The organism is Rhizobium sp. CRRU65 (genome assembly GCF_048551595.1).
GTDB classification, from domain to species: domain Bacteria; phylum Pseudomonadota; class Alphaproteobacteria; order Rhizobiales; family Rhizobiaceae; genus Rhizobium; species Rhizobium leguminosarum_J.
Window position 1 is genome coordinate 1 of sequence record NZ_JBLYZH010000004.1, and the last position, 23,013, is coordinate 23,013.

Consider the following 23,013-nt stretch of genomic DNA (forward strand, 5'->3'; position numbering starts at 1 on the left):
GAGCCTGGCCGGCCTCGACAGCTTGCCGGCCAAGAAGCCGGAACTGGCCCGGGCATGGCTCTACGCCAGACTGATCGTCGCCATCATCGCCGAACAGATTGCCGGGCAAGTCCCGGACTCTCCCCCCCTCTGGATGTGGCAACCCCACTGGCTAGCCCCCCATTGGCAAGCCCATCGCGCTGGCGTCTCATGAAGATCGCCCTGGCCACCATTTGCGCCGCCATCCGCGGACCACTTCTGTGGCAGGCCGTCTGTAATCTCGTCACGCGAAGTCGTCGCCACCTCTGTGAGCCGCCGCGACGACGCCGAAAACAATGCGACGATCTACACGCTCGCTTAACCTAGCGCATATGACCCTAACCCTCTCCCCGTAAACGGGGCGAGGGGACGTGCCTTGCGCGAGGTGAGTGGGGAACGGCGACGTTGCGGCATATCCCCTTCGCCCCGTTTACGTGGAGAAGGTGGCGGTAGCCGGATGAGGGGCAGGCGCCACACATCAAGCCGGCACAGCCTTCTCCGTCCACCCACTGGTCCAGAGTTCCCTCAGCCGGTCGCCGTCGCCCTTGAAGAAATCCTCGGCTGTCGCGCAGCGCTCCACCCGGTCGCTGCGGAAATTGCGGATTGCCTGGCGCAGCTCGCACCATGCGACGATATTGGCGGTCTGCGAATAATAGATCAGCGCGACCGGCCGGATTGTCCGCTCGCTCTCGCGGCCGAGTTCATCGCGATAGCCGAGCATTAGCTTGCGCTCGTCGCGGATCGCGCGGCGCACGATTGCCAGGTCGAAGCCCGCCGGCTGCGCGATCGAGCCCCAGGCATAAAGCGCCTTGTTGTCCATCGCCTGGCGCAGCGGCGCCGGCACGGCGCCTGATATCTTCCGGTTGACCCGGCGTGCGGCCTGTTTCAGCTCCTCGTCCGCCGTCCGTTCGAGCAGCGCTAGCGACAGCACGATCGCCTCCATCTCCTCGATCGAGAACATCAGCGGCGGCAGGTCGAAGCCCGGCCGCATGATGTAGCCGATGCCGCGCCCGCCTTCGATCGGCACCCGCATCGCCTGAAGGGCGGCGATGTCGCGATAGATCGAGCGCACGGTTACCTCAAGCGTCTCGGCCATCGTCGCCGCCGTCATCGGTTTTCTTGCCAGCCTGAGGATCTGGATGATCTCGAAAAGCCGCGAGGCCTTGCGCATTTAACCTCTCCCATCCGCCACGCTCCTGACAATACACTGTCAGTTGGGTTCCCGTATAGAGCCGCCTATCGGATTGAAATCAATCAGGGTCTTTCAAAACGACCCGCAGAACCAAAGGCGGTAACTGACATGAACTACAATGAAAACCTCTGGCTCTTCTTCACCCTTCTCTTCGGCATCATCATCGTGCCTGGTATGGACATGCTCTTCGTGCTCGCCAATTCGCTGACCGGCGGCGTCAAGCGCGGGCTGGCGGCGACCGGCGGCATCATGGCCGGCGGCGCCGTGCATTCGGCCTATGGCGCGGCCGGCGTCGGCGTGCTTGTCACCATGCTGCCGCAGCTCTTCAACGTGCTGCTCTTTGCCGGCGTCGCCTACATGATCTGGATCGGTATTTCGCTGATCCGCAGCTCGATCACCGTCGAGGCGGTCGGGCCGGGAACGGCACGCTCCGGCTGGCGCGCCTTCCGCCAGGGCGCCGTCACCTGTCTCGTCAATCCGAAGGCCTATATATTCATGTTTGCCGTCTACCCGCAGTTCCTCAGGCCGGAATATGGCCCGATCTGGATGCAGGGCCTGATCATGGGCATCATGACTGTCGTCACCCAGTTCGCCATCTACGGCACGCTGGCGATGACGGCCGGCCGCAGCCGCGACCTGCTCGTCGCCAACCCTGACGTCACGGCCTTTGTCGGCCGCTTCGCCGGACTGCTGCTGGTTGCCGTCTCCGCCTTCAGCCTCTGGCAGGGGTGGAAAAGCGCCTGAACCGCCACTGCATGTCGCCCGGAAGTGTGCAACGGTTCCGGGATAACGACATGCATAAAAGCAGAGAACGGCCTATCACATTGTTTTTATGACAATCCGGCAAAAAGTGACTGTCTGCCGCCGTGGATTTTGTCATGCTCCCGGTGCAGATTGGCCATCGGCCAGCTTGGCCGAGGAAAAAGGGAGAGAAATATGAATTGGAAAGCAGCAGCTGCGGCTGTAGCGATCGCCGGCATGGCCTTCGGTTCGGTGACCGCCGCCGACGGCACCCATGATTCGCGCATTGCGCTGATGAAGCAGATCGGCGGTTCGGCTGGCGCGCTGGCGGCCATCGCCAAGGGCACGAAGCCTTACGACGCCGAGGCGGTGAAGGCGGCACTGACGACGATTGCCGCAACGGCCAAGGTTTTCCCCGATCAGTTCAAGCCGGGCACGGAGACCGGCGACAAAGAGGCGAGCCCGAAAATCTGGGAAAACATGGACGACTTCAAGGCGCGCGCCGCCAAGCTCTCCACTGACGCCGAAACTGCGCTCGCCCAGCTTCCGGCCGATCCTGCGGCCGTCGGCGCCACGATGAACACGCTTGGCGCCAATTGCGCGGGCTGTCACAAGGCCTATCGTATCAAGGAGTGATAGGCCGGCCTGAGCAATTCCAGCAAAGGTGCGCGGCTTGCTTCAGCGTGATGTGGGGGAAATGGAACGCTCGGGATCCGCGATCCGTGCCGGGCTTGCCGCCGGCGCGGATCGCTTTATGTGGGACCGACGGTGGCAACATTGGCAAAAGGAGAGGCGGCGCATGGTCCGCAGGTTCATCCGGGTACTGCTCTGTCTGATCGGCGTCGCTGTGCTCGGCGGGGGCGCCTTCTATCTCGTCACCGCACCCGATCCGCTGCCGGAGAGCCATTGGGCGGGTCTCGGCGCGCCGGATCCGGCAAATGGTCAGATGGTTTTCTGGGCGGGCGGCTGCGTCAGCTGTCATGCCGCACCCGGTTCCGAAGGCGATGCAAAGCTGACACTTGCAGGCGGTCTGGCGCTGAAGAGCCCCTTCGGGACCTTCCACGTGCCGAACATCTCACCCGATGAAAAAGCCGGCATCGGTGGCTGGACACTTGCTCAGTTCGGCAACGCGATGAAGCGCGGCGTCGGCCCGGGCGGGCAGCATCTCTACCCGTCCTTTCCCTATGGCTCCTATTCCCGCATGAGCGACAAGGACGTCAACGATCTCTATGGCTTCCTGAAAACCCTGCCGAAGAGCGCAAACGTGGCGCCGCCGCACGAACTGCCGTTCCCCTTCAACATCCGGCTGGCGCTCGGCGGCTGGAAATTTCTCTATCTCAACGACCAGCCGCGCGTCGCCCTGGCAAAGAGCGACGACAAGATCAAGCGCGGGCAATATCTCGTCGAAGGCCCCGGCCATTGCGGCGAATGCCATACGCCGCGTGATGCGCTCGGCGGCTTCAAGGCGGATCAGTGGCTTGCCGGCGCGCCCAATCCGGAAGGCAAGGGTCGCATACCCAATATCACCCCGGCTTCCGAGAGCATCGGCGGCTGGAGCGAGGCCGATATCGCCAGTTATCTCGAAACCGGCTTCACCCCCGATTTCGATTCCGTCGGCGGCTCGATGGTCGATGTGCAGCAGAACATCGCCCATCTGCCGGCCTCCGACCGTGAAGCGATCGCAGCCTATCTGAAGGCCGTGCCGGGACGCTAGAGCATGTTGCGAGCAACGACATGCGTAAAAACAAACATCCGAAGCGCGTCGCATGAATCAAGTTTGATGCGACGCGCGCTTTAAAGTGCGGTTGTGCTTGGCGCCTTCGCAGGGTCCCACGCCTGTTTATAGGGAGGTGGGACCCGGCATCAGATCATAGGGATGGCGCCAGCCGGGCATCGTGCTGATACGATCTTTCCAGGCTGCGATAGCCGGGAAGGCGCTGTGATCTATCCCGGTTTCCTCCGGCATGAAGACGTAGCCCGCCAGAGAGAGGTCTGCGATCGTCAGCCGGTCGCCGACCATGAAGGCCTGGTGCGCCAGATGTTCGTCAACAATGGCATAGGCAGCTTTGGCCCTCAGTCTCAAAAACTCGACGACGGGCGTCTCGCCGCTCTTCTGGAGGCCATACATGAACCTCAGCGTCGCGTAATAGCTCGTGAATTTGTGGTTGTCGAAAAGAATCCAACGCATAATGTCTCGTCGCTCTTCGGCTGTCTGCGCCCCGAAGTGGCCTGTCACCTCTGACAAATAGTCCAGGATAATCCCCGATTGGCTGATCTTCGTTTGGCCGTGCTCGAGCACAGGGGCTTCGCCCTGCTTGTTTATGGTTTTTCGCCATGCTTCAGTGCGTGTTTCGCCGCCGAGATAGTCAACGAAAATGCTCTCCCACTCGATGCCGGCAAGTGTGAGGAAGAGCGCGACCTTGTAACAGTTCCCCGAGAGAGCGAAGCAATGTAGTTTGAAATCTGGCATGAAAGCTCCTCATGCAATTCGATAATTGTCAGTAGGCTGAACCGGTCCCTACATAAACCCGACCGGCCGCTTCATGACCTCCAGCCCTGAAGCGCGTCGCAATCTTTCAGATTTGCTCGTCGCGCTTTAGGCCTTTATGTCAACGCATCCTGTTATCGCAACACCGCTCACACTTTGCGCGACGCGCTTTAGGCGATCGATTGCATGTAGCGCATGCCGGTCACTGGCCGCGGGGTGAATTCCAGCTGTTCGTAGAAGCGGTGCGCCAGCACGTTTCCGGTGGCAGCGCTGACGGAGAGGTAGCCGCAGCCGGCGTTGCGGGCGGTCTCGCGCGCCCGGTCGACGAGCAACTGGCCGGTGCCGTGGCCGCGATGGCCGTCGCGCACGAAGAGATGGTGCAGGTCCATGCCGCGCTTGCCTTCCTGCGCCCTGTAGAGCGGCACGAGAATGGCGTAGCCGATCAGCCCTTCGCTGGTCTCGGCGACGAGCGCATTGATCCAGGGCAGCGGGCCGAAGAGGTCGCGCTCCAACTGCTCCGCCGTTGTAGCAGCCGCATCGCCGTGATGGGCGGCAAGCAGGGCGATCATCTCGTTGAGTTCGGGCAGGTCGCGCGGCTTGGCGGCGCGGATCGTCACCACCGATGGGCGCATCAGTGAAATTTCGCTGTCTTCGATTTCGGTCATGGTCTTCGCGTCCTTTGATAGTCTGCCGTCAGGACGCTGCCGATACAACAAAGCCGCCTGACGGCGGCTTGTTGACAATATGATCTTGTCCAGCCGCCCTTTACAGGTACAGCCAAAAATACGAGCGGCTCTGGTGCGCGTTCTTGATCATGGATCATAAATCGTCGGAAACGCGGGCTTTGTCAATGGCGGATCAAGCCCATCACAGGTATTGAGCCTCGGCTTCAGCCTTGATACTATACCCCCCTATGCTATATGAGAGTCCATCATGTCTCACACCACCCTGCAGAAAAAGAAGCTCGTCGCCCGCATCAGCCGCCTGAAGGGGCAGATGGAGGCGGTCGAGCGCGCGCTCGAGGCCGAGCGCCCCTGCGGCGAGATCCTGCAGCTGCTCGCCTCGATCCGCGGCGCCCTGACCGGGCTGACCGGCGAGGTGCTCGACGATCACCTGCGCGAGCATGTGCTGAATGCCGCCGACGAAGCGGCGAGGGCCGAGGCGGTCGAGGAAATATCGGAAGTCTTGAGAACCTATATGCGCTAGAGAAATTCCAGGCAAAGCGCGAAGCGGTTTTGCCGAGAAGTGCGTAAAAACAAAGAATTAGAGCGACGAAGGAGACCGTCATGAGTGCCGGAATCGACAAGGCTGGAATGGATGCCCTGGAACACGATCACGTCTTCCTCGGCAGTGAACATGCGCGCAACGAGCGGCGCATCTGGCTGGTGATTGCGCTGACGGCGGTGATGATGGTGGCGGAAATCGCCGCCGGCACCATCTACGGCTCGATGGCGCTCGTCGCCGATGGCTGGCACATGTCGACCCATGCCAGCGCACTGCTGATTTCCGCACTCGCCTATCTCTTCGCCCGCCGGCAGGCGCGCAATCCGCGTTTCACCTTCGGCACCGGCAAGCTCGGCGATCTCGCCGGCTTCGCCAGCGCCATCGTCCTCGCGCTGATCGCCCTGCTGATGGCCTGGGAGAGCCTGTTGCGCCTTTCCAATCCCGTGCCGATCGGCTTTGCCCAGGCAATCGCCGTGGCGGTGATCGGCCTTGCCGTCAATCTGGTGAGCGCCTGGCTGCTGGCCGGCGGCGGCCATGCCGCGCATGGCAATCATGCGCATCACGGGCATGGTAATCATGCCCATGCCCATGCCCATGCCCACGGCCATCATCATCACGGACATGGCGATCATGCCCATCACGCAAAGACCGGCGACAACAACATCCGCGCCGCCTATCTGCATGTCATCGCCGATGCCCTGACCTCCGTGCTCGCCATCGCGGCGCTGACGCTCGGCAGTCTCTACGGCTGGCTCTGGCTCGATCCCCTGATGGGCATCGTCGGCGGGTTGGTGATCGCCAACTGGTCCTGGAGCCTGATGAAATCTTCGGGCGGCGTCCTGCTCGACGTCATTTCCGAAGGCGAGACGCTGCCGGCCGAGATCCGCGGCGCCATCGAGACGGAGGACGACCGGATCACCGATCTGCATGTCTGGCAGGTCGGCCCCGGCCATCATGCCGCGATCGTCGCCGTCCTCACCTCGCAACCGCGCGACCCGGCTTTCTACAAGGGCAGGCTCTCGGCGCTGGAGGAATTGTCGCATGTGACGGTTGAGGTCACACGCGCCGCATGATCGGGGCGGGCGGAGACGCTCGGCGGACGACAAGATCGCTCGACGGACGATTAACATCGCCGTGGGGACGACAAGTCGCCGCAATCGCTGCTTAGCTCTGTCCTCCTGATACGCCGGAGGATTTCATGGATCGCAGTCTGACCCGCCGCATGCTGATAGGCTCGGCATTGTGCCTACCCGTGCTGACGCTTCGAGCCAATGCTGAGGAGGGGGCTGAGGAGGGGGCCAAGGAGAGTGCCAAAGAGAGTGCAGGCGAGGGCGAGGACAATATTGAACATCGCCTTGCCGCTTTGGAAAAACGCACCGGCGGCCGCCTCGGTGTCTCGGTGCTCGACACCGAGACGAGCATCTCCTTCGGTTATCGCGGCAGCGAGGCCTTTCCGATGTGCAGCACCTTCAAGGCGCTGGCCGCCGCTTTCGTGCTCGCCCGGGGCGACAAGGGCGAGGAGAACCTCGACCGGCGGGTGAGCTACGGCAAGGACAAGCTCGTCGATTATTCGCCGATCAGCGAAAAACACGCCGGAACCGATGGCATGACCCTTGCCGAACTCTGCGAGGCGGCGGTGACCGTCAGCGACAACACCGCCGGCAACTTGCTGCTCGAAAGTTTCGGCGGTCCGGCGGGGCTGACCGATTGGCTGCGCTCGATCGGTGACGGCACGACGCGTCTCGACCGCACCGAGCCGACGTTGAACGAGGGCCGGAAGGGTGATCCGCGCGACACGACGACACCGGATGCGATGCTCGACACGCTCGGCAACCTGACGCTCGGCTCGGTCCTGGCCGAGGCCTCCTCAGACAGGCTGATAGCCTGGCTGGTGGCGAGCACGACGGGAAAGGAGCGGCTCAGGGCCGGCCTGCCGGCGGATTGGAAGGTCGGCGACAAGACCGGCACCGGTCCGAATGGATCTCTCGGCGATATCGCGGTGATCTGGCCGCCCGATCGCGGCCCGATCGTCGCGGCCGTCTATATCAGCGAGACGACCGTGCCGGTAAAGGAGCTCAACCCGCTCTTTGCCGAAGTCGGCCGCATGATCGTCGAGATGGTGTGAATCATAAAAAATGCGGCGGAGAAGGCTCTCCCGCCGCATGCTGTCGATCTTTCAGTGGCTCAGGCGGCGGTGATATCGTCTGCCGTCTCGGTGCCGTCATCCTCGATGCCGGCCATCTCGCGCTTGATCTGGTCGGCGATTTCCTTCTCGATTGCGGCGCGCTGGTCGGCCGGCATGGCGGCCAGATCGGCCTCGGTCAGATCGTGCTGCTCGAGGTAGCGGGCCCGGATATATTCCGCCGGCGTCATGTTGCCCCATTTGGAGAATTCGTCGACCAGGGAGTCATGCGCAGCGCTTGCCGCCACTTCTTCGTCGGAGGGCGGGTTGATATAAGGGCCTTCGCTGCTTTGAAGAGCCCAGATCGTATTGGCGATCGAAGGCGGCGTGCTGCTGGGCTCGAGACCGGGCGCGGTATTGCGCGCTGTTTTGGTGAAGTCCGTCGTCTGCTGATTCTTGGATTTGGCCGGCTGATCGAAAAGGCCGCCGATGCCGTAATAGTTGCGAATATTGCTAGAGATTTCCATAAAAACTCTCCCCGAAAACCGGGGAGAGAATGAAGCGGTAAACCTGCGCAGAGCTTGCGGGAAGCTTGGTGTCACGGCAACGTATAGGCGATCACATAATCGCCGGGCGTGGTGCCGACCGAGCCGTGGCCGCCGGCGACCATGACGACATATTGCTTGTTGTCATCGGTCATATAGGTCATCGGCGTCGCCTGGCCGCCGGCGGGAAGCCGTCCCTGCCAGAGCTCCCGGCCACTCGTCACGTCATAGGCGCGCAGGTAGTTGTCGACCGCGGCCCCCAGGAAGGCGACGCCGCCCTTGGTCAGCATCGGCCCGCCGATGCCGGGCACGCCCACCTTGAAGGGCAGGGGCAATGGCGTCATGTCGTGGACGGTGCCGTTCTTGTGCATATAGGCGATCTTGCCGGTGCGCAGGTCGACGCCGGCGACATAACCCCATGGCGGCGCCTGGCAGGGGATTTGGAGCAGCCCGAGGAAGGGACCCATGAAGACGCCGTAGGGCGCGCCGTCATTGCGGTTGAGCCCCTGTTCGCTGCCCTTCTCGTCCTGGCCTCTCGGAGGAATGTCGGCGGCCGGCACCAGGCGCGAGGTGAAGGCGAGATAGGTCGGCATGCCGAACATGATCTGCCGCTCCGGATCCACCGCCACCGAGCCCCAGTTGAAGGTGCCGAAATTGCCGGGATAGACGATCGTCCCTTTCAGCGAAGGCGGCGTAAAGCGGCCCTCATAGTGGTAGCGGTGGAAGTCGATGCGGCAGGCCATCTGATCGAACAGCGATACGCCCCACATGTCTCTTTCCTGGAGCGGCTCTGGCGAGAAGGTGAGGTCCGAGATCGGCTGCGTCGGCGAGGTATGATCGCCCGAGACCGCGCCGCCTGGCGCTGGTATTTCCTTGATCGGGATGATCGGCTCGCCGCTGCGCCGGTCGAGCACATAGATATCGCCCTGTTTGGTCGGGCCGACCAAGGCCGGAACCACGGTGCCGTCTTGCTTCGTCAGGTCGATCAGCGCCGGCTGGGCCGGCACGTCCATGTCCCAGAGATCGTGATGCACTGTCTGGCGCACCCAGCGCAACTGGCCGGTGGCGATATCGAGCGCGACGATAGAGGAGGAGAATTTCTCGACATTGTCGCTGCGGCCGATGCCGATCTGGTCGGGTACTTGGTTGCCGAGCGGGATGTAGACCATGCCGAGCGCCTCGTCGACGCTGAAGACCGACCAACTGTTCGGCGAGTTGGTCGTATAGGTCTGGCCCTCGGTGATCGGCGTCGTCACATCGGGATTGCCGGAATCCCAATTCCAGACCAGGGCGCCGGTATTGATGTCGAAGGCGCGGATGACGCCGGATTGCTCCTCAGTCGAATAATTGTCGTTCACCGCCCCGCCGACGATGATTTTGCCCGCCACCGCGACCGGCGGCGAAGTGGAATAATAGTATCCGGCCGGGTTGAACCGCATGCCGGTTTCCAAATGCAGCACGCCCTGGTCGGCAAAGCTGGTGCAGACCTTCCCGTCCGCCGCATCGAGCGCGATCAGCCGGGCGTCTGAGGTCGGCAGGTAGACGCGCTCGGCGCAGGGCTGGCCGGCGGCAACGGTTGGATCGGCATAATAGGTGACGCCGCGGCAGGTCTGATGCTGCCGGTCGGGGTTCATGCCCGAGTTGGCGTCGTATTTCCATTTTTCCTTGCCGGTCTTGGCGTCGAGCGCGATCGCCCAGTTATGCGGCGTGCAGAGATAGAGCGTGTCCTTCACCTTCAGCGGCGTCACCTGATAGGTCGTCTCGCCGACATCGTCCGGCCGCTTGACGTCGCCGGTCTGGTATCGCCACGCTTCCTTGAGGGTGGAGACGTTCTCGGCGGTGATCTGGTCGAGTGGCGAATAGCGCTGGCCGAAGGGCGTGCGGCCGTATTGATGCCATTCGCCGTCCGGGACGCTGCCGCCGAAAGCGGGATTGGCGGCGACCGTATCCTTGGGCAGCTCGCCGGCGAGATCATGCGGGTCAGTCGTCATCGAATAGAGGGCGACAAGGATGGCGAGAATGACAGGCGCGGCGAGCGGCCAGGGGTTTGCGGCATAGGTGATGCCCGTTGGGCTGCGCAGGCCAAGCGGCCGGCGGATCCATGGCGTCAGCAGCCAGAGCCCGAGCAGGATGATCATGCCGCCGCGGGGCCCAAGCTGCCACCAGTCGAAGCCGACCTCCCAAATCGCCCAGGCGAGTGCTGCGACGACGAGCACCGCATAGACCCAGAGCGCCGCCGCCTTGCGCATCAGCAGCAGCCCGGCGGTAGTCAGGAACATCAGCCCGGCGAACAGATAGAAGACGCTGCCGCCGAGCGTGACGAGCCAGAGCCCGCCGCCGCCGAGAGTGAGCCCGACGATGATGAAGAAGATGGAGGTGACGATGATCGCCATAAGGCTGTCTCCCGCTGAGGTTAGCCGGGCTGAAGGATCGGCGGAAAAGTCCCGCCGATCAGGCAGATAGCGCGAAGGAGATGCCTTTCAACGGCCACAATTGCCGCAGGGGCTACAGCGCCGCGCGTCTTTTAAGACGCGCAAAGAACGCTGTAACACTTTGAATGCTGCATAACTTTAGCCTTAAATCGATTCCGATTTAAGGAATTATGCAGTCGGTCCGGATGCACCGAACTGGGCTTGATGCAGCCTGGCGTAGCCGCCTTCGCGCGCCAGCAACTGGCTGTGCGTGCCCTGTTCGACGATGCCTGACGTTCCCACCACGACGATGCGGTCGGCGTTGCGGATGGTGGCGAGTCGATGGGCGACGACCAGCGTGGTGCGTCCCTTGGAGAGCGCCGACAGCGACTGCTGGATGGCATATTCGGTCGCCGAATCAAGCGCCGAGGTGGCTTCGTCGAGGATGAGGATCGGCGGATTTTTCAGGAAGATGCGGGCGATCGCCAGGCGCTGCTTCTGCCCGCCGGAAAGCTTGACGCCGCGTTCGCCGACGACAGTATCGAGCCCGTTCGGCAGCGACAGCACGTATTCGTCGAGGGCGGCGCGCCGCAATGCATCGATGATCGCCGCGTCGTCGGCGCCAAGCCGGCCATAGGCGATATTGTCGCGGATGGTGCCGCCGAACAGGAATACGTCCTGGGCGACGATGCCGATCTGCGAACGCAGCGACATCTGTGTCATGTCGCGGATGTCGATGCCGTCGATCAGGATCGAGCCGGAATCCACCTCGTAGAAGCGCGGCAGCAGCGAGCAGATCGTCGTCTTGCCGGCGCCGGACGGGCCGACGAAGGCGATCGTCTCGCCGGCCGCGATCGAAAGTTCGAGCCCGTCGAGCACCTTGCCGTCGCCGGTATAGCCGAAGCTCACCTTCCGGTAGACGATGTTGCCGGCAAGGTGATCGACGCTGATCGCGTTTACCCGGTCGGCAATATCAGGGGCGGTATCGATCAGCTGCGTGAAGCGCTTGAAGCCGGCAATGCCCTTCGGATAGCTCTCCAGCACCGAGGTGATCTTGTCGATCGGCCGGAAGAATACATTGACCAGCAGCAGGAAGCCGACAAAACCGCCATAGCTGAGCTCGCCCGATATGACGAACCAGGTTCCCGATATCATCACCACCAGCTGCACGAAGCGCGTGCTGAAATAGCTGAGCGTGATGCTGGCGGTCATATAGGCATAGGCGTTGAGTTTGGTTGCCCTGTAGCCCTCGTTGTTGCGGGCGAACAGATCGCGTTCGTGATCCTCGTTGGCGAAAGCCTTGACGACGCGGATGCCGCCGACGCTTTCATGCACGCGTGTATTGAACTCACCGACCTGCCGGAACAGGTCTCGCCAGCTGAGCGTCATCTTGGCGCCGTAGCGGCTGACTAGCCAGGTCATGAACGGCACGATGGCGGTCGTCAGCAGCGCCAGCTTCCAGTGCACGGTGAACATCAGGATGAAGGCGCCGATGAAGGTCATGATCGCGATGAACAGGTCTTCGGGACCGTGATGGGCGACTTCGCCGACTTCTTCGAGGTCCTTGGTCACATGGGTGATCAGATGGCCGGTCTTGTTGTTGTCGAAATAGCGGAAGGACAGCTTCTGGATATGGTCGAAAGCCTGCCGGCGCATATCGGTCCGATCCCGATTCCGAGCGCATGGCCCCAATAATTGACCACCGCCATCAGCGCCGTGTTGAACAGGTAGACGACCAGCAGCAGCCCGGCCGTCGCCGCAATCAGCCACCAGTCCCGCTGCGGCAGCAGGGTGTCGACGAAGAGCTTGACGGCGATAGGAAAGCCGAGTTCCAGCAGCCCGGCAACGACCGCGCAGCCGAAATCGAGAAAGAACAATTGCTTGTAGGGACTGTAATAGCGAAAGAATCTGAGCAGCATGGACGGCCCCACGGGAAATGCGGAAGGAGGCGCCGCTCCTCGTCAAGGACGCTGTAGCGGCGGCGATCCTGCAAGGACAGCCCTTTTCGTCGCAGGCCGGATGGAAGCGGATCGCTGTGGCGCAACTGCCGCACCGAAAACGATCGAAGCGCCTGTCACGTTCCGCAGAAGGTCGCAAGCACCCGTTCGTCGGGCTTCGGCGGTTCCCGATAGGCAACAAAGCCCGGCTGGTCCTCATAGGGTTTCGAAAGCACGCTCAGCAGCGCCTCGAACAGCGAAAAATCGCCATTCTCGACGGCGGCCTCGATCGCCTGTTCGACGCGGTGATTGCGCGGAATGAAGGCCGGATTGACGCGGCGCATGGCAATGGCGCGCTCGGTGGCCGTCTGCGGATCGCGTGACAGCCGCTCGCGCCACTGCGTAAGCCACGCGCCGCGGGCGTCCGGCTCGCGGAAACTCGCCGCAAATTCAGGCTCTGCGGCATCATCGCCGGCAAGATCCGATAGCCGCCGGAAGGTCAGGGTGAAATCGGCGCCCTGCGCCTGCATCAGTGACAGTAACGCCTGCACCAGGTCGAGATCGCCGTCCTCTTCGCCGGCAAGGCCGATCTTTTCGCGCATGCCGGCCAGCCAATGCGCCTGGAACCGTTCACCGTAACTCTTTATCACGATATTGGCCTTGTCGACCGCGCCGTCGGGCTCGGCGTCGATCAGCGGCAGCAGCGTTTCGCCGAGCCTTGCGAGGTTCCATTGGCCGATGCCGGGCTGGTTGGCATAGGCGTAACGACCATGCTGGTCGATCGACGAAAAAACGGTCGCCGGATCATAGGCATCCATGAAAGCGCAGGGGCCGAAATCGATCGTCTCGCCGGAGACGGTCATATTGTCCGTGTTCATCACGCCATGGATGAAGCCGACATGCAGCCAGCGGGCAATCAGCGGCGCCTGGCGTTCGCAGACCGCTTCGAACAGCGCGAGATAGGGGTTCTCGGCTTCTTTCAATGCCGGATAGTGCCGGTCGATCACATAATCGGCCAGAGCCCGCACGCCGTCGGTATCGCCCCTGGCTGCGAAGTACTGGAAGGTGCCGACGCGGACATGGCTGGCCGCGACGCGGGTGAAAACCGCGCCCGGCAGCACCTCTTCGCGATAGACTGGCTCGCCTGTCGTCACCGCCGCCAGCGCCCGCGTGGCGGGAATGCCGAGCGCGAACATCGCTTCGCTGATGATATATTCACGCAAGACCGGCCCGATTGCCGCCCGCCCATCGCCGCGGCGCGAAAAAGGCGTTGGTCCGGCGCCCTTCAGCTGGATGTCGTAGCGCTTGCCGCTGCGGCCGACCACCTCGCCGAGAAGGATCGCCCGCCCGTCACCGAGCTGCGGCGAGAAGCCGCCGAACTGGTGCCCGGCATAGGCCATCGCCAGCGGTTCGGCCCCTTCGGGAACGAGATTGCCGGAAAAGATCGCCGCGCCATCGCGGCGCAAGGCCTCGACATCGAGCCCGAGTTCGGCGGCGAGCGCCTCGTTGAGCTTGATCAGCCAAGGCTCCGCCACCGCGGTCGGCGCTTGCGCCGCAAAGAAGTGGGGCGGCAAACCGACATAGCTGTTGTCGAACGGAAAGGCCGCACCGGGCCGGTTTTTCTGCAGGGCGGAGGTCATGGTTCATAGGTAGGGCCGGGGTGTCTGTGGCGCAAGCCGGACATTCACGAAGATCGAACCGATGCAAGGAATCGTGACCTGCCTTTACCTCTCGTCAAAGCAGCTTTGCCATAAACGACATAGCGCCGCCATGATCGCGGGCGTATAGCAAATCGTCTCCCCTTGGCTTTGCGCCATGTCATCCCCCGCGGCCTTGCTGCCTTTGTGTGCTCCGCCGCGCCACCGCGAGTGATCCCGGACGATGTCGGATCAGATTTACCAGGCGCCGATGGTTCGGCGCGCCACGCCCAATTTTCGGGTGATCGCGATGATTGTCGCGAGTGCGATGCTGATGGAAAACATCGATGCGACCGTGCTTGCGACCGCGCTGCCCACCATGGCGCGCGATTTCGGCGTCGGCGCCCCGGCCATGTCGATCGCCCTGACTTCCTATCTCTTGAGCCTTGCGATCTTCATCCCGGCAAGCGGCCGGATGGCCGACAGTTTCGGCTCCCGCACCGTTTTCCGCTCGGCGATCGCCGTCTTCGTCGTCGGCTCCATCCTCTGTGCTCTGGCGCCGACGCTGTCCTTCCTGGTGCTGGCGCGGCTGCTTCAGGGCATAGGCGGCGCGATGATGATGCCGGTCGGGCGCCTGGTGCTGATGCGCAGCGTCGACCGCAAGGATATGGTCAGCGCCATGTCCTGGCTGCTCGTACCGGCGCTGATCGGCCCGATTGTCGGCCCGCCGCTCGGCGGCTTCATCGTCACCTATCTCGACTGGCGCTGGATCTTTTATATCAACGTGCCGATCGGCATCATCGGTATGATCTTCGTCTCGATCTACATCGACGAGGTCAAGGGCAAGGCAAGTGGTCCGTTCGATACGATCGGTTTCGTCCTCTCGGGCATCTCGCTCGGTTCGCTGCTCTTCGGCTTCGAAATGTCGAGCCATGAGGGCGAGGGTGCGTTTTCGATCTTCCTGATCGCCATCGGCCTGCTCTTCGGCATCGCCTATCTCAGGCATGCCCGCAAGCATCCGTCGCCGATCATGGATTTCTCGCTGATGAAGGTGCCAAGCTTCGGCACGTCTGTCATTGCTGGTTCCCTGACCCGCATCACGCAAGGGGCGCAGCCCTTCCTCCTGCCGCTGCTCTTCCAGATCGGCTTCGGCCTGTCTGCCGCCGCGGCCGGCCAGATCATCATCGCGACCGCGCTTGGCGCTCTCGCCATGAAGCCGATGGCCAAGTTTGTCTTCCGCCGGCTGGGCTTCCGCAGAAGCCTCATTCTCAACGGTATCCTCGGGACGATCGGCTATGGCCTTTGTGCCGCCTTCCGGCCGGACTGGCCGATGCCGCTGATCTTCGTCGTCCTGGTGCTCAGCGCCTTCTTCCTGTCGTTCCAGTTCACCGCCTATAACACCATTGCCTATGACGAGATCAGCAAGGAGCGGATGAGCTCGGCCACGAGCTTCTACACCACCTTCCAGCAGCTGATGCTGTCACTCGGCATCTGCATCGGCGCCTTGGCGCTGCACGGCTCCATGGCTTTGTCAGGCACTGAGACGCCGGCTCTTGGTGATTTCTCGGCCGCCTTCATCGTCGTCACGATCATCTCGATCACCGCCACCTTTTGGAACCTGCGCTTCTCGCCGACCGCCGGCGAGGAGATCACCGGCTATAGGGCGAAACAGAGGAAGGGCGCCGTCGCCGAAAGCTGACGCCGCCCGCGGCCCGTCCACCGCCGTCGCCATTTCTGTTGTGCCGTGTCGGCACCCTCTGCCCTGCCGGATACAACATCTCCTCCCTCTCAGGTCGTCACGCCGCTTGCGGCAGGCATGCCTCGCAGATCGCCGCGACGTGGCGGTGGTCGGTGCCGCAGCAGCCGCCGAGCACGCGGAGCTCCGGCATGCGGTCGATGAGCTTGCGGTAGCGGCGGCCGAGATCTTCGGGATCGCCCGCATCGAGCGTCTCGCTATTGTCGAGCTGCTCATGGCTCATGGTCGAGGCATTGGCGCGGATGCCCGAAATGCGCTTCACCCAGGCGCTTCCAGGATCGAGCGCTGTTTCGAAATGCGTCGGGTGGGCGCAGTTGATCATGTAATAGGCAGGCGCCCCGCCGGTCATCGCATCGGTCGTCTCGATGGCCTCCTGAATGCTGCGGCCCGTCACCAGCCGGCCATCCGTTTCCAGCGTGAAGGAGATGGCCGAGGGCATGCCGAGCGACTGTGCGGCCCGCGCCACGCCGATCGCCTCGTCGATATTAGTCAGCGTGAAGGCGCTCACCATATCGGCTTCAGTGCCGGCAAAAGCCCCGATCTGAAAGGCGTGGTAGTCTTCCGCTTCGGCCGCATCCATGAAGCCTGCCTTGTAGCCGTCGCCGCGCGGGCCGATCGCGCCGCTGATCACGATCGGCTGCTCCGGCCGTTCATAGGCGCTGCGCAAGCCGACCAGCAAGTCGATGGCCTCCTCATTGACCGCCTTCAGGGCTTCGCTGGTATAGCCGAGCTTCTGCCCCCAGTCCGGATTGGCCCGCCAGGTGGCGGTATCGAGCACGAAGCTCGTGCCGTGCCGCCGTGCGATATCGAGATAACGGCGATAGTAATTCCGCATGCGCTGCCGCCCGTCTTCGGAAGCCAGCAATATGAAGGCGGCGAAATGCGGAAGCTCGATCCCTTCCTGGAAGATCATCGTCGTTTCCATGCCGCCATCGGTAATGAAAGTGCCGCCTTTGAGCTGCGGCAAACAGTTTCTGTACTTTGCCATTGTTGAAGCCTCTCCATCGCGGCAGCCGATTGGCTGCCGTCGATGAATGATGTTCTGGCGCTTAATCGGCTGCCAAACTAGGCGACTTGAGGTATACTCCAGGCGGTTGTGGCTTTTGCCGATTGATATCAATTGCTTGCTTCAACCGATCCTGCCGGGGGCGGAGGCAGGTTTGATCGTGCGAGACTGAAAACTGTACCGCCGGTACAGGAGGGGACATGCGAAAGGGCGAGGAAACGCGGACCCGCATCCTCGATGTGGCCGAAGCGGCAGTCTTGCAGAAGGGTTTCGGCGGCACTTCCATCGAGGAGCTGATCGCCGAGACCGGCATCACCAAGAGCGGCTTCTTCTATCATTTCAGGGACAAGAACGAGCTCGCCAAGGCGCTGCTCAACCGCTACATCGAAAATGACGAGCGCATCTACGACGAAATCTTCAGCCGCGCGCGCGACCTGACCGACGATCCGCTGCAATCCTTCCTGCTCGGCCTGAAGCTGCTTTCCGAATTGCTCTCCGACCTGCCGAACGGCCATCCGGGCTGCCTTGTGGCGGGCATCTGCTACTACGAGCGGCTGTTCGACCGGGAGATACGGGAGATCAACCGGAATGCGGTGCTTGCCTGGCGGCGGCGCTTCGGCCGCATGATCCGGGATATCGTGGCCGTCTATCCGCTACGCGAACCCGTCGACGTCGACCAGCTTGCCGACATGGTGTCCTCCGTCCTGGAAGGCGGCATCGTTTTGTCGAAGACGCTGAAGGAGCCGAACACGCTGGCCGAACAGGTGCTGATGCTCCGCACCTTCGTAAAGATGCTCTTCCTGCCGGTGGCGGAGATGCCGAAGGCGTCGAGCGGTTCAGCCTTTCATGGAGGCGCAGAGCCGCACTAGCTTTTTGGGCGTCAGTCCTTGCCTTCCATCGCCGCGGCCATTTCCGCGAGCTTTCGCACGGTGTTGAGATTGCGCGACGTTCCAGTCTTCAGCGCCGGCAGCTTCAGCTTCGAGCGGCCGGAGCCGTTGGGGTAATGCACGTAGATTTCCCGGCCGGCGAGTTTCGCCTCCTCGCCGTCGGGCGCAACCATCGTCGCCAGCGCATCGCCGGTCGCCTTTTCGGGCAGGAAGTAGACGAGCAGGAAGTTCGGCTTGGCATCGGGAAAGGGTGCGTTGGCAACGATTCCGTCGAGTTCCTTGCGGCTGCGCACCATCACGCCCGGCCGCTTGCCCATCGTCTTGCCGAGCGCCTCGTCGAGCCGCTCCTCCACCGTCTTTTCCGCTTCGTCCGAACGGAAAAGCACGTTGCCGCTCTGGATGTAGGTCTTGACGTCGGAAAAGCCGAGGCCTTCGCAGATCGCCTTCAGCTCGGCCATTGGCAAAGAGCCGGTGCCGCCGACGTTTACGGCGCGGAGGAGGGCGATATAGACGGGCATTTCTTTCTCCCTTGACCTCGTGCCGTGCCGCCCCCCTCTGCCCTGCCGGGCATCTCCCCCACAGGTGGGGAGATTGGCTGGGCGCGATGGCTTCCCCAAACAACAGGCCGTCACATCAATCTCAAATCAGGGCGAGGCATGGCCTCCTGCCGATCTCCGGGGAGATGCCCGGCAGGGCAGAGGGGGGTGCCGTGCCACTAGCACGCCCCCAACCCTTCACATCTTGCCGGCAACCTTGATCGCAAACGCATACTCAAACGCGATCTCTTCCAGCCGCTGGAAGCGGCCCGAGGCGCCGCCGTGGCCGGCGTCCATGTTGGTCTTGAGCAGGATCGGCGCGTCGCCCGTCGTCTTGTCGCGCAGCTTCGCCACCCATTTGGCCGGCTCCCAATAGGTGACGCGCGGGTCGGTCAGGCCGCCGAGCGCCAGGATGGGCGGGTAGGCTTTTGCGTCGACATTGTCATAGGGCGAGTAGGAGGCGATCTGCTCATATTCTTCCTGGCTGTCGATCGGGTTGCCCCATTCCGGCCATTCCGGCGGGGTGAGCGGCAAAGTGTCGTCGAGCATGGTGTTGAGCACGTCGACGAAGGGGACGGCGGCGATGAGGCCGGCGAACTTCTCCGGCGCCATGTTGGCAACCGCACCCATCAGCATGCCGCCGGCCGATCCGCCCTCGGCGATGATCGTCGCGTAAGAGGTGAACCTCTGTTGATTCAGATAATCGGCCGCTGCGACGAAGTCCTTGAAGGTATTCGTCTTCTTGTCCATCTTGCCGTCTTCGTACCAGGAAAATCCCTTGTCCTTGCCGCCGCGGATATGGGCGATGGCATAGACGAAGCCGCGGTCGGCGAGCGACAGGCAGTTGGTGTTGAAGCCGGCTGGAATGGTGATGCCGTAGGCGCCATAGCCGTAGAGCAGGCAGGGGGCGCTGCCGTCGAGTGGGGTATCCCTGCGATAGAGCAGGGTGACCGGCACCTTCTCGCCATCCCATGCCGGGGCAAAGACGCGGCGGGTGACGTAGTCGTCGGGATTGTGGCCGGACGGCACTTCCTGCGTCTTCAATAGCGTGCGCTCGCGCGTCACCATGTTGTAGTCGTAGAGCTGCGACGGCGTCGTCATCGACGAATAGGAGAAGCGGATGATATCCGAGTCATATTCCGCCGCGCCCTGCAGCCCCAGTGAATAGGCTTCCTCGGCGAAGGCGATCGCATGTTCCTCGCCGGTCTCCCGATTGCGGATCATGATCTGCGGCAGCCCGTCCTTGCGCTCCAGCCACAGAAGATGGCGGGCATAGGCCATGTGGCTGATAACGAGCGTGCCGGGCTTGTGGGCGACCACTTCGCGCCAGTTCTCTTTCACCGGATTGTCGACCGGCGCTTCCATGATCTTGAAATCCTTGGCGCCGCCGTCATTGGTGAGGATGTAGAAGACGTCGCCGCCCTCGGTCAGCGAATATTCGATGCCCTCTTCGCGTGCCGCCACCAGTTTCGGCTCGGCTGTCAGGTCCTTGGTCGACAGCAGCCGGTATTCGCTGGTCTCGTGGTCGTGAATGTCAATATAGATGAAATCGTCGAGCAGCGAGCCGCCGACGCCCATGAAGAAGCCGGCATCCGCTTCCTCATAGACCAGCCGGTCTTCCGACTGCGGCTGGCCGAGAATATGGTGGAACACCTTCGACGGCCGGTGATTCTCGTCGAGCGCCGAATAGAAGAAGCTCTTGCCGTCGGGCGCCCAGACGCCGCCGCCGCCGGTATTCTCGATCCGGTCGGCAAGGTCTTGCCCGGTCTGGAGGTCGCGCACCTGCAGCGTGAAGAATTCCGAGCCCTTGTCGTCATAGCCCCAGATGCCGCGGCTATGGTCGCTCGTATGGTCAAGGCCGGCGAGACGGAAATAGGCCTTGCCGGCGGCCTCCTTGTCGCCGTCGAGCAGCACCGTGCGGATCGTTTCGTCGGCGACATTGCCATCGCGGGCGATGCGGAAAAAGCGCGGCTGTTCGCCGCCGGTCACATAGAAGGTGCCATAGGCATAGGCGCCGTCCTTCATCGGCACCGAGCTGTCATCTTCCTTGATGCGGCCGCGCATTTCGGCAAACAGCACCTTCTGCAACGGCTTGGTGTCCTCCATCGCCGCGTTCATATAGATGTTTTCGGCTTCGAGATGCCGGCGGATCTCAGGGTCGAGAATCGACGGATCCTTGAACATCGCCTGCCAGTTGTCGGCGCGCAGCCAGGCATAGTCGTCCGTGCGGGTGATGCCGTGGCGCGTATCGGAGATCGGCTTCTTCGGTGCGGCAGGCGGTGTCGGCAGGCTCTTGAAAACGGACAAGGAATGGCTCCGGGTCGGAATGCGGGTTGGCAAGAGATAGAGGCGCGCCGCCGCCGGATCAAGCGGCAAGGGTGCGACAAGGCCGCGGATGACCTTCCACAGACAAGGAGGACGCCCGGCCCACCTTGCCTTGATGTCACCACAATATTTAAGAAAGTCCGCTATCTCAGTGAATTTGCACGTGCCAAGCTCCCGGCAAGCTGTCGGCGGTAGGGTAAGAATTGCAGAACAGTAAGGGATTTTCACCGCAATGCCGAAACGTCTGGTCCTGTTTCTATCCCTCGCAAGCCTTGCTGCCCCCGCCTTTGCCGTCGATCCCGCCATCAAGAAGCAGCTGGAAAAACTCGATCCCTCGACCCGCCTGGAACAGAGCTGCGACACCGAGGCGATGAGCCGTATCAACAAGGACAGCACCGGCTTCAAGCCCGACAAGGTGATCGCCTACACCTTCAAGGACCCGATCCCCGGCGACAATTCGCTGGACGCGCCGGGTGCCGTCTTTCGCAGCAAGGGCGACTGGTACCATCTCTCCTACAATTGCATCACCGGTCCGCAGCATATCAATGTGCGCGAGCTCAACTACGAGATCGGCGAGAAGGTGCCGCGCGAGAAGTGGGACAAGTATTATCTCTATGATTGATACGGCCCTGTCCGTCCAAGCGGCTGCGGTGACATCCGGCCGCATGGCGCCGGGAGAGAGCTGCCGCTAAAATTGGCAGTTCGAATCATAGAAACCCATTACATGAACCGCATCCTGCTCGCTTCGGCGTTCCTTCTCGTCAGTATCTCCGCTGCATTCGCGGACGGAATTCCGTCAGCCGTGCCGACGGCGGTTGGTTCGGTCCCGGCTGCGGTTAGGCCGGCCCCGAAGGCGTCGGCGCTAAAACTCGTCGAGCCGCATCTGCACATCGCCCGCTCGAACCTTGTCGGCCACGCTCGCATTGCGCTGACCTTCGATGCCTGCATGGGGCAGGCGGACGAGCGCATCCTTTCGACGCTGGTGCGTGAACGTATCCCGGCAACGATCTTCGTCACCGCCCGCTGGCTGAAGCGCAATCCCGCAGCACTTGCCGTATTCCTGCAAAATCCTGATCTCTTCGAACTCGAAAATCATGGCCAGAACCATATTCCGGCCGTCGATACGCCGACGCTGGTCTATGGCATTGCGTCCGCCGGCTCGCCGCAGGCGGTGCGGCAGGAGGTCGAAGGCGGCGCTGCCGCCATGGTCGCGGCCGGCATTCCGGCGCCGCACTGGTTCCGCGGCTCGACCGCCAAATATGATCTTTCCGCCATCGGCGAGATCCGCGCCATGGGCTATCGCATTGCCGGTTATTCCGTAAACGGCGACGGCGGCTCGCTGCTCGGGGCTGTCATCACCGAAAAGCGCATCGCCTCGGCCAGGGACGGCGACGTCGTCATCTCCCACATCAACCAGCCGACCCATGCAGCCGGCGAGGGCGTGGCGAAGGCGCTGGTCGATCTCAAGGCCAAGGGCACGCAATTCGTCCGCCTCCAGGATGTCGAGGACACCGGCGACGACAAAACGACCGAATAGAGCGTCCGAACCTCTTGCTTGTTTACCCCCGGAAAACGAATAATGCTGTTTTTGTTTGTTCGGTTGCGGGAACGTAGGGGAGCGCATGTCTCGTGCGGTTTGGAATGTCGAAAGTGAAATTCGAAATGAGCTTCATCCCGCGGAAGTGGTTGTCTGGACAGGGCAGCCAAGTGCCTGGGGAACTTTCGTTTTTAAATGTCCCGATGTGCTTTTTGGCGTGATCTTCGTGATCGTGGGTTCCCCCGCGCTATTGTGGGCAAATAACGGGGTTATCAGCATCGATCAGCCAGCTGGAATCATGGGCATCATATTCCCCGGGATCTTCATGCTCATTGGCATCTCGACTATCGCGGGCGTGGTTTTCGATATGATCGCCACGAGTCGAACCGTTTACGCCGCCACCGATCGCAGGCTTCTCATCATTCGAAACATGATCAGGCGACGCGCGACGACGATAGCACCAACAGCCATCAACGTCGTGGAGGCCCGGGAAAAATGGGACCGCTCGGGAACCCTCACTTTCCGTCGGGAGGGAGACGGGGATAGCGTCAAAAAATTCGCCTTTATCGGTATCCCAAACGTTCGCGAAGTGGCTAAGCATGTTGAAGAATTGCGAATGAGTGCAAGAAAACAAGCCAGCTAGACGACTGA

The 23,013-nt window shown here is 62.3% G+C and carries 20 protein-coding genes and 2 pseudogenes; 12 read left to right on the forward strand and 10 right to left on the reverse strand.

What is annotated here, in order from left to right; genetic code table 11:
* A pseudogene (locus ACM5SV_RS08955) lies at nt 1-193 on the forward strand (hypothetical protein); the annotation flags it as partial.
* Nucleotides 194-496: 303 nt separating this feature from the next.
* On the opposite strand, the gene ACM5SV_RS08960 reads toward ACM5SV_RS08955, so the two are convergent.
* Nucleotides 497-1,189, reverse strand: a complete 693-nt coding sequence (locus ACM5SV_RS08960) for a helix-turn-helix transcriptional regulator (protein WP_113547069.1) — start codon at nt 1,187-1,189, stop codon at nt 497-499.
* A 129-nt stretch (nt 1,190-1,318) separates the two neighbouring features.
* Here ACM5SV_RS08960 and ACM5SV_RS08965 point away from each other — a divergent pair, with 129 nt between their 5' ends.
* The 3 genes from ACM5SV_RS08965 to ACM5SV_RS08975 all read left to right on the forward strand — a co-directional run bounded on the left by ACM5SV_RS08965 (nt 1,319) and on the right by ACM5SV_RS08975 (nt 3,665).
* The gene (locus ACM5SV_RS08965; RefSeq protein WP_128408250.1) at nt 1,319-1,954 is read left to right on the forward strand and encodes a LysE family translocator; all 636 of its coding nucleotides are present in this window, start codon (nt 1,319-1,321) and stop codon (nt 1,952-1,954) included.
* A gap of 192 nt (nt 1,955-2,146) precedes the next feature.
* Entirely contained in the window at nt 2,147-2,587 is a 441-nt protein-coding gene (locus ACM5SV_RS08970) for a c-type cytochrome (protein ID WP_113547071.1), read from the forward strand.
* Nucleotides 2,588-2,750: 163 nt separating this feature from the next.
* A complete protein-coding gene (locus ACM5SV_RS08975; RefSeq protein WP_017993396.1) occupies nt 2,751-3,665 on the forward strand; it encodes a cytochrome c in 915 nt (304 codons plus the stop codon).
* 126 nt (nt 3,666-3,791) lie between these two features.
* On the opposite strand, the gene ACM5SV_RS08980 is transcribed toward ACM5SV_RS08975, so the two are convergent.
* Together ACM5SV_RS08980 and ACM5SV_RS08985 are read right to left on the reverse strand one after the other, a co-directional pair.
* The gene (locus ACM5SV_RS08980; protein WP_222014450.1) at nt 3,792-4,421 is read right to left on the reverse strand and encodes a glutathione S-transferase family protein; all 630 of its coding nucleotides are present in this window, start codon (nt 4,419-4,421) and stop codon (nt 3,792-3,794) included.
* 188 nt (nt 4,422-4,609) lie between these two features.
* Nucleotides 4,610-5,104, reverse strand: a complete 495-nt coding sequence (locus ACM5SV_RS08985) for a GNAT family N-acetyltransferase (protein WP_113547072.1) — start codon at nt 5,102-5,104, stop codon at nt 4,610-4,612.
* Between the two features lie 268 nt (nt 5,105-5,372).
* Between ACM5SV_RS08985 and dmeR the strand changes: the two genes are divergently transcribed.
* From dmeR to bla, 3 genes are all read left to right on the forward strand, one after another.
* A complete protein-coding gene (dmeR, locus tag ACM5SV_RS08990) occupies nt 5,373-5,645 on the forward strand; it encodes a Ni(II)/Co(II)-sensing transcriptional repressor DmeR (protein WP_128439239.1) in 273 nt (90 codons plus the stop codon).
* A gap of 80 nt (nt 5,646-5,725) precedes the next feature.
* On the forward strand, nt 5,726-6,736 hold the full coding sequence (gene dmeF, locus ACM5SV_RS08995) for a CDF family Co(II)/Ni(II) efflux transporter DmeF (RefSeq protein WP_222014449.1): 1,011 nt from the start codon (nt 5,726-5,728) through the stop codon (nt 6,734-6,736).
* A gap of 125 nt (nt 6,737-6,861) precedes the next feature.
* Complete coding sequence (bla, locus tag ACM5SV_RS09000) at nt 6,862-7,788, forward strand: class A beta-lactamase (protein WP_128439237.1); 927 nt, start codon at nt 6,862-6,864, stop codon at nt 7,786-7,788.
* A 59-nt stretch (nt 7,789-7,847) separates the two neighbouring features.
* Here the strand turns inward: bla and ACM5SV_RS09005 are convergent, their stop codons facing one another.
* From ACM5SV_RS09005 to ACM5SV_RS09020, 4 genes and pseudogenes are all read right to left on the reverse strand, one after another.
* Nucleotides 7,848-8,312, reverse strand: a complete 465-nt coding sequence (locus ACM5SV_RS09005) for a hypothetical protein (protein WP_012756627.1) — start codon at nt 8,310-8,312, stop codon at nt 7,848-7,850.
* Nucleotides 8,313-8,383: 71 nt separating this feature from the next.
* On the reverse strand, nt 8,384-10,723 hold the full coding sequence (locus tag ACM5SV_RS09010; protein ID WP_222014440.1) for a glucose/quinate/shikimate family membrane-bound PQQ-dependent dehydrogenase: 2,340 nt from the start codon (nt 10,721-10,723) through the stop codon (nt 8,384-8,386).
* 207 nt (nt 10,724-10,930) lie between these two features.
* Nucleotides 10,931-12,660, reverse strand: a pseudogene (locus tag ACM5SV_RS09015) (ABC transporter ATP-binding protein).
* Nucleotides 12,661-12,815: 155 nt separating this feature from the next.
* A complete protein-coding gene (locus ACM5SV_RS09020) occupies nt 12,816-14,318 on the reverse strand; it encodes a protein adenylyltransferase SelO (protein ID WP_222014438.1) in 1,503 nt (500 codons plus the stop codon).
* A 241-nt stretch (nt 14,319-14,559) separates the two neighbouring features.
* On the opposite strand from ACM5SV_RS09020, the gene ACM5SV_RS09025 reads away from it, so the two are divergent.
* Entirely contained in the window at nt 14,560-16,014 is a 1,455-nt protein-coding gene (locus tag ACM5SV_RS09025) for a DHA2 family efflux MFS transporter permease subunit (protein WP_012756631.1), read from the forward strand.
* A 97-nt stretch (nt 16,015-16,111) separates the two neighbouring features.
* Here ACM5SV_RS09025 and ACM5SV_RS09030 read toward each other — a convergent pair whose 3' ends face one another.
* Complete coding sequence (locus ACM5SV_RS09030; RefSeq protein WP_128407981.1) at nt 16,112-17,059, reverse strand: homocysteine S-methyltransferase family protein; 948 nt, start codon at nt 17,057-17,059, stop codon at nt 16,112-16,114.
* A 218-nt stretch (nt 17,060-17,277) separates the two neighbouring features.
* On the opposite strand from ACM5SV_RS09030, the gene ACM5SV_RS09035 reads away from it, so the two are divergent.
* A complete protein-coding gene (locus ACM5SV_RS09035; protein WP_017993401.1) occupies nt 17,278-17,946 on the forward strand; it encodes a TetR/AcrR family transcriptional regulator in 669 nt (222 codons plus the stop codon).
* An 11-nt stretch (nt 17,947-17,957) separates the two neighbouring features.
* Here ACM5SV_RS09035 and ACM5SV_RS09040 read toward each other — a convergent pair whose 3' ends face one another.
* Nucleotides 17,958-18,482, reverse strand: a complete 525-nt coding sequence (locus ACM5SV_RS09040) for a DUF1697 domain-containing protein (RefSeq protein WP_017993402.1) — start codon at nt 18,480-18,482, stop codon at nt 17,958-17,960.
* A 216-nt stretch (nt 18,483-18,698) separates the two neighbouring features.
* Complete coding sequence (locus tag ACM5SV_RS09045) at nt 18,699-20,807, reverse strand: S9 family peptidase (RefSeq protein ID WP_128407980.1); 2,109 nt, start codon at nt 20,805-20,807, stop codon at nt 18,699-18,701.
* A 250-nt stretch (nt 20,808-21,057) separates the two neighbouring features.
* On the opposite strand from ACM5SV_RS09045, the gene ACM5SV_RS09050 reads away from it, so the two are divergent.
* From ACM5SV_RS09050 to ACM5SV_RS09060, 3 genes are all read left to right on the forward strand, one after another.
* On the forward strand, nt 21,058-21,447 hold the full coding sequence (locus tag ACM5SV_RS09050; RefSeq protein WP_012756636.1) for a DUF930 domain-containing protein: 390 nt from the start codon (nt 21,058-21,060) through the stop codon (nt 21,445-21,447).
* 102 nt (nt 21,448-21,549) lie between these two features.
* Entirely contained in the window at nt 21,550-22,362 is an 813-nt protein-coding gene (locus tag ACM5SV_RS09055; RefSeq protein WP_221973309.1) for a polysaccharide deacetylase family protein, read from the forward strand.
* Nucleotides 22,363-22,447: 85 nt separating this feature from the next.
* Nucleotides 22,448-23,005, forward strand: a complete 558-nt coding sequence (locus ACM5SV_RS09060; protein WP_012756638.1) for a PH domain-containing protein — start codon at nt 22,448-22,450, stop codon at nt 23,003-23,005.
* Nucleotides 23,006-23,013 lie beyond the last annotated feature (8 nt).

Coding starts and splice junctions, on each gene's coding strand:
- ACM5SV_RS08960 (WP_113547069.1), bottom strand. CDS start 1,189: ATGCGCAAGGCCTCGCGGCTTTTCGAGATCATCCAGATCCTCAGGCTG.
- ACM5SV_RS08965 (WP_128408250.1), top strand. CDS start 1,319: ATGAACTACAATGAAAACCTCTGGCTCTTCTTCACCCTTCTCTTCGGC.
- ACM5SV_RS08970 (WP_113547071.1), top strand. CDS start 2,147: ATGAATTGGAAAGCAGCAGCTGCGGCTGTAGCGATCGCCGGCATGGCC.
- ACM5SV_RS08975 (WP_017993396.1), top strand. CDS start 2,751: ATGGTCCGCAGGTTCATCCGGGTACTGCTCTGTCTGATCGGCGTCGCT.
- ACM5SV_RS08980 (WP_222014450.1), bottom strand. CDS start 4,421: ATGCCAGATTTCAAACTACATTGCTTCGCTCTCTCGGGGAACTGTTAC.
- ACM5SV_RS08985 (WP_113547072.1), bottom strand. CDS start 5,104: ATGACCGAAATCGAAGACAGCGAAATTTCACTGATGCGCCCATCGGTG.
- dmeR (WP_128439239.1), top strand. CDS start 5,373: ATGTCTCACACCACCCTGCAGAAAAAGAAGCTCGTCGCCCGCATCAGC.
- dmeF (WP_222014449.1), top strand. CDS start 5,726: ATGAGTGCCGGAATCGACAAGGCTGGAATGGATGCCCTGGAACACGAT.
- bla (WP_128439237.1), top strand. CDS start 6,862: ATGGATCGCAGTCTGACCCGCCGCATGCTGATAGGCTCGGCATTGTGC.
- ACM5SV_RS09005 (WP_012756627.1), bottom strand. CDS start 8,312: ATGGAAATCTCTAGCAATATTCGCAACTATTACGGCATCGGCGGCCTT.
- ACM5SV_RS09010 (WP_222014440.1), bottom strand. CDS start 10,723: ATGGCGATCATCGTCACCTCCATCTTCTTCATCATCGTCGGGCTCACT.
- ACM5SV_RS09020 (WP_222014438.1), bottom strand. CDS start 14,318: ATGACCTCCGCCCTGCAGAAAAACCGGCCCGGTGCGGCCTTTCCGTTC.
- ACM5SV_RS09025 (WP_012756631.1), top strand. CDS start 14,560: ATGTCGGATCAGATTTACCAGGCGCCGATGGTTCGGCGCGCCACGCCC.
- ACM5SV_RS09030 (WP_128407981.1), bottom strand. CDS start 17,059: ATGGCAAAGTACAGAAACTGTTTGCCGCAGCTCAAAGGCGGCACTTTC.
- ACM5SV_RS09035 (WP_017993401.1), top strand. CDS start 17,278: ATGCGAAAGGGCGAGGAAACGCGGACCCGCATCCTCGATGTGGCCGAA.
- ACM5SV_RS09040 (WP_017993402.1), bottom strand. CDS start 18,482: ATGCCCGTCTATATCGCCCTCCTCCGCGCCGTAAACGTCGGCGGCACC.
- ACM5SV_RS09050 (WP_012756636.1), top strand. CDS start 21,058: ATGCCGAAACGTCTGGTCCTGTTTCTATCCCTCGCAAGCCTTGCTGCC.
- ACM5SV_RS09055 (WP_221973309.1), top strand. CDS start 21,550: ATGAACCGCATCCTGCTCGCTTCGGCGTTCCTTCTCGTCAGTATCTCC.
- ACM5SV_RS09060 (WP_012756638.1), top strand. CDS start 22,448: ATGTCTCGTGCGGTTTGGAATGTCGAAAGTGAAATTCGAAATGAGCTT.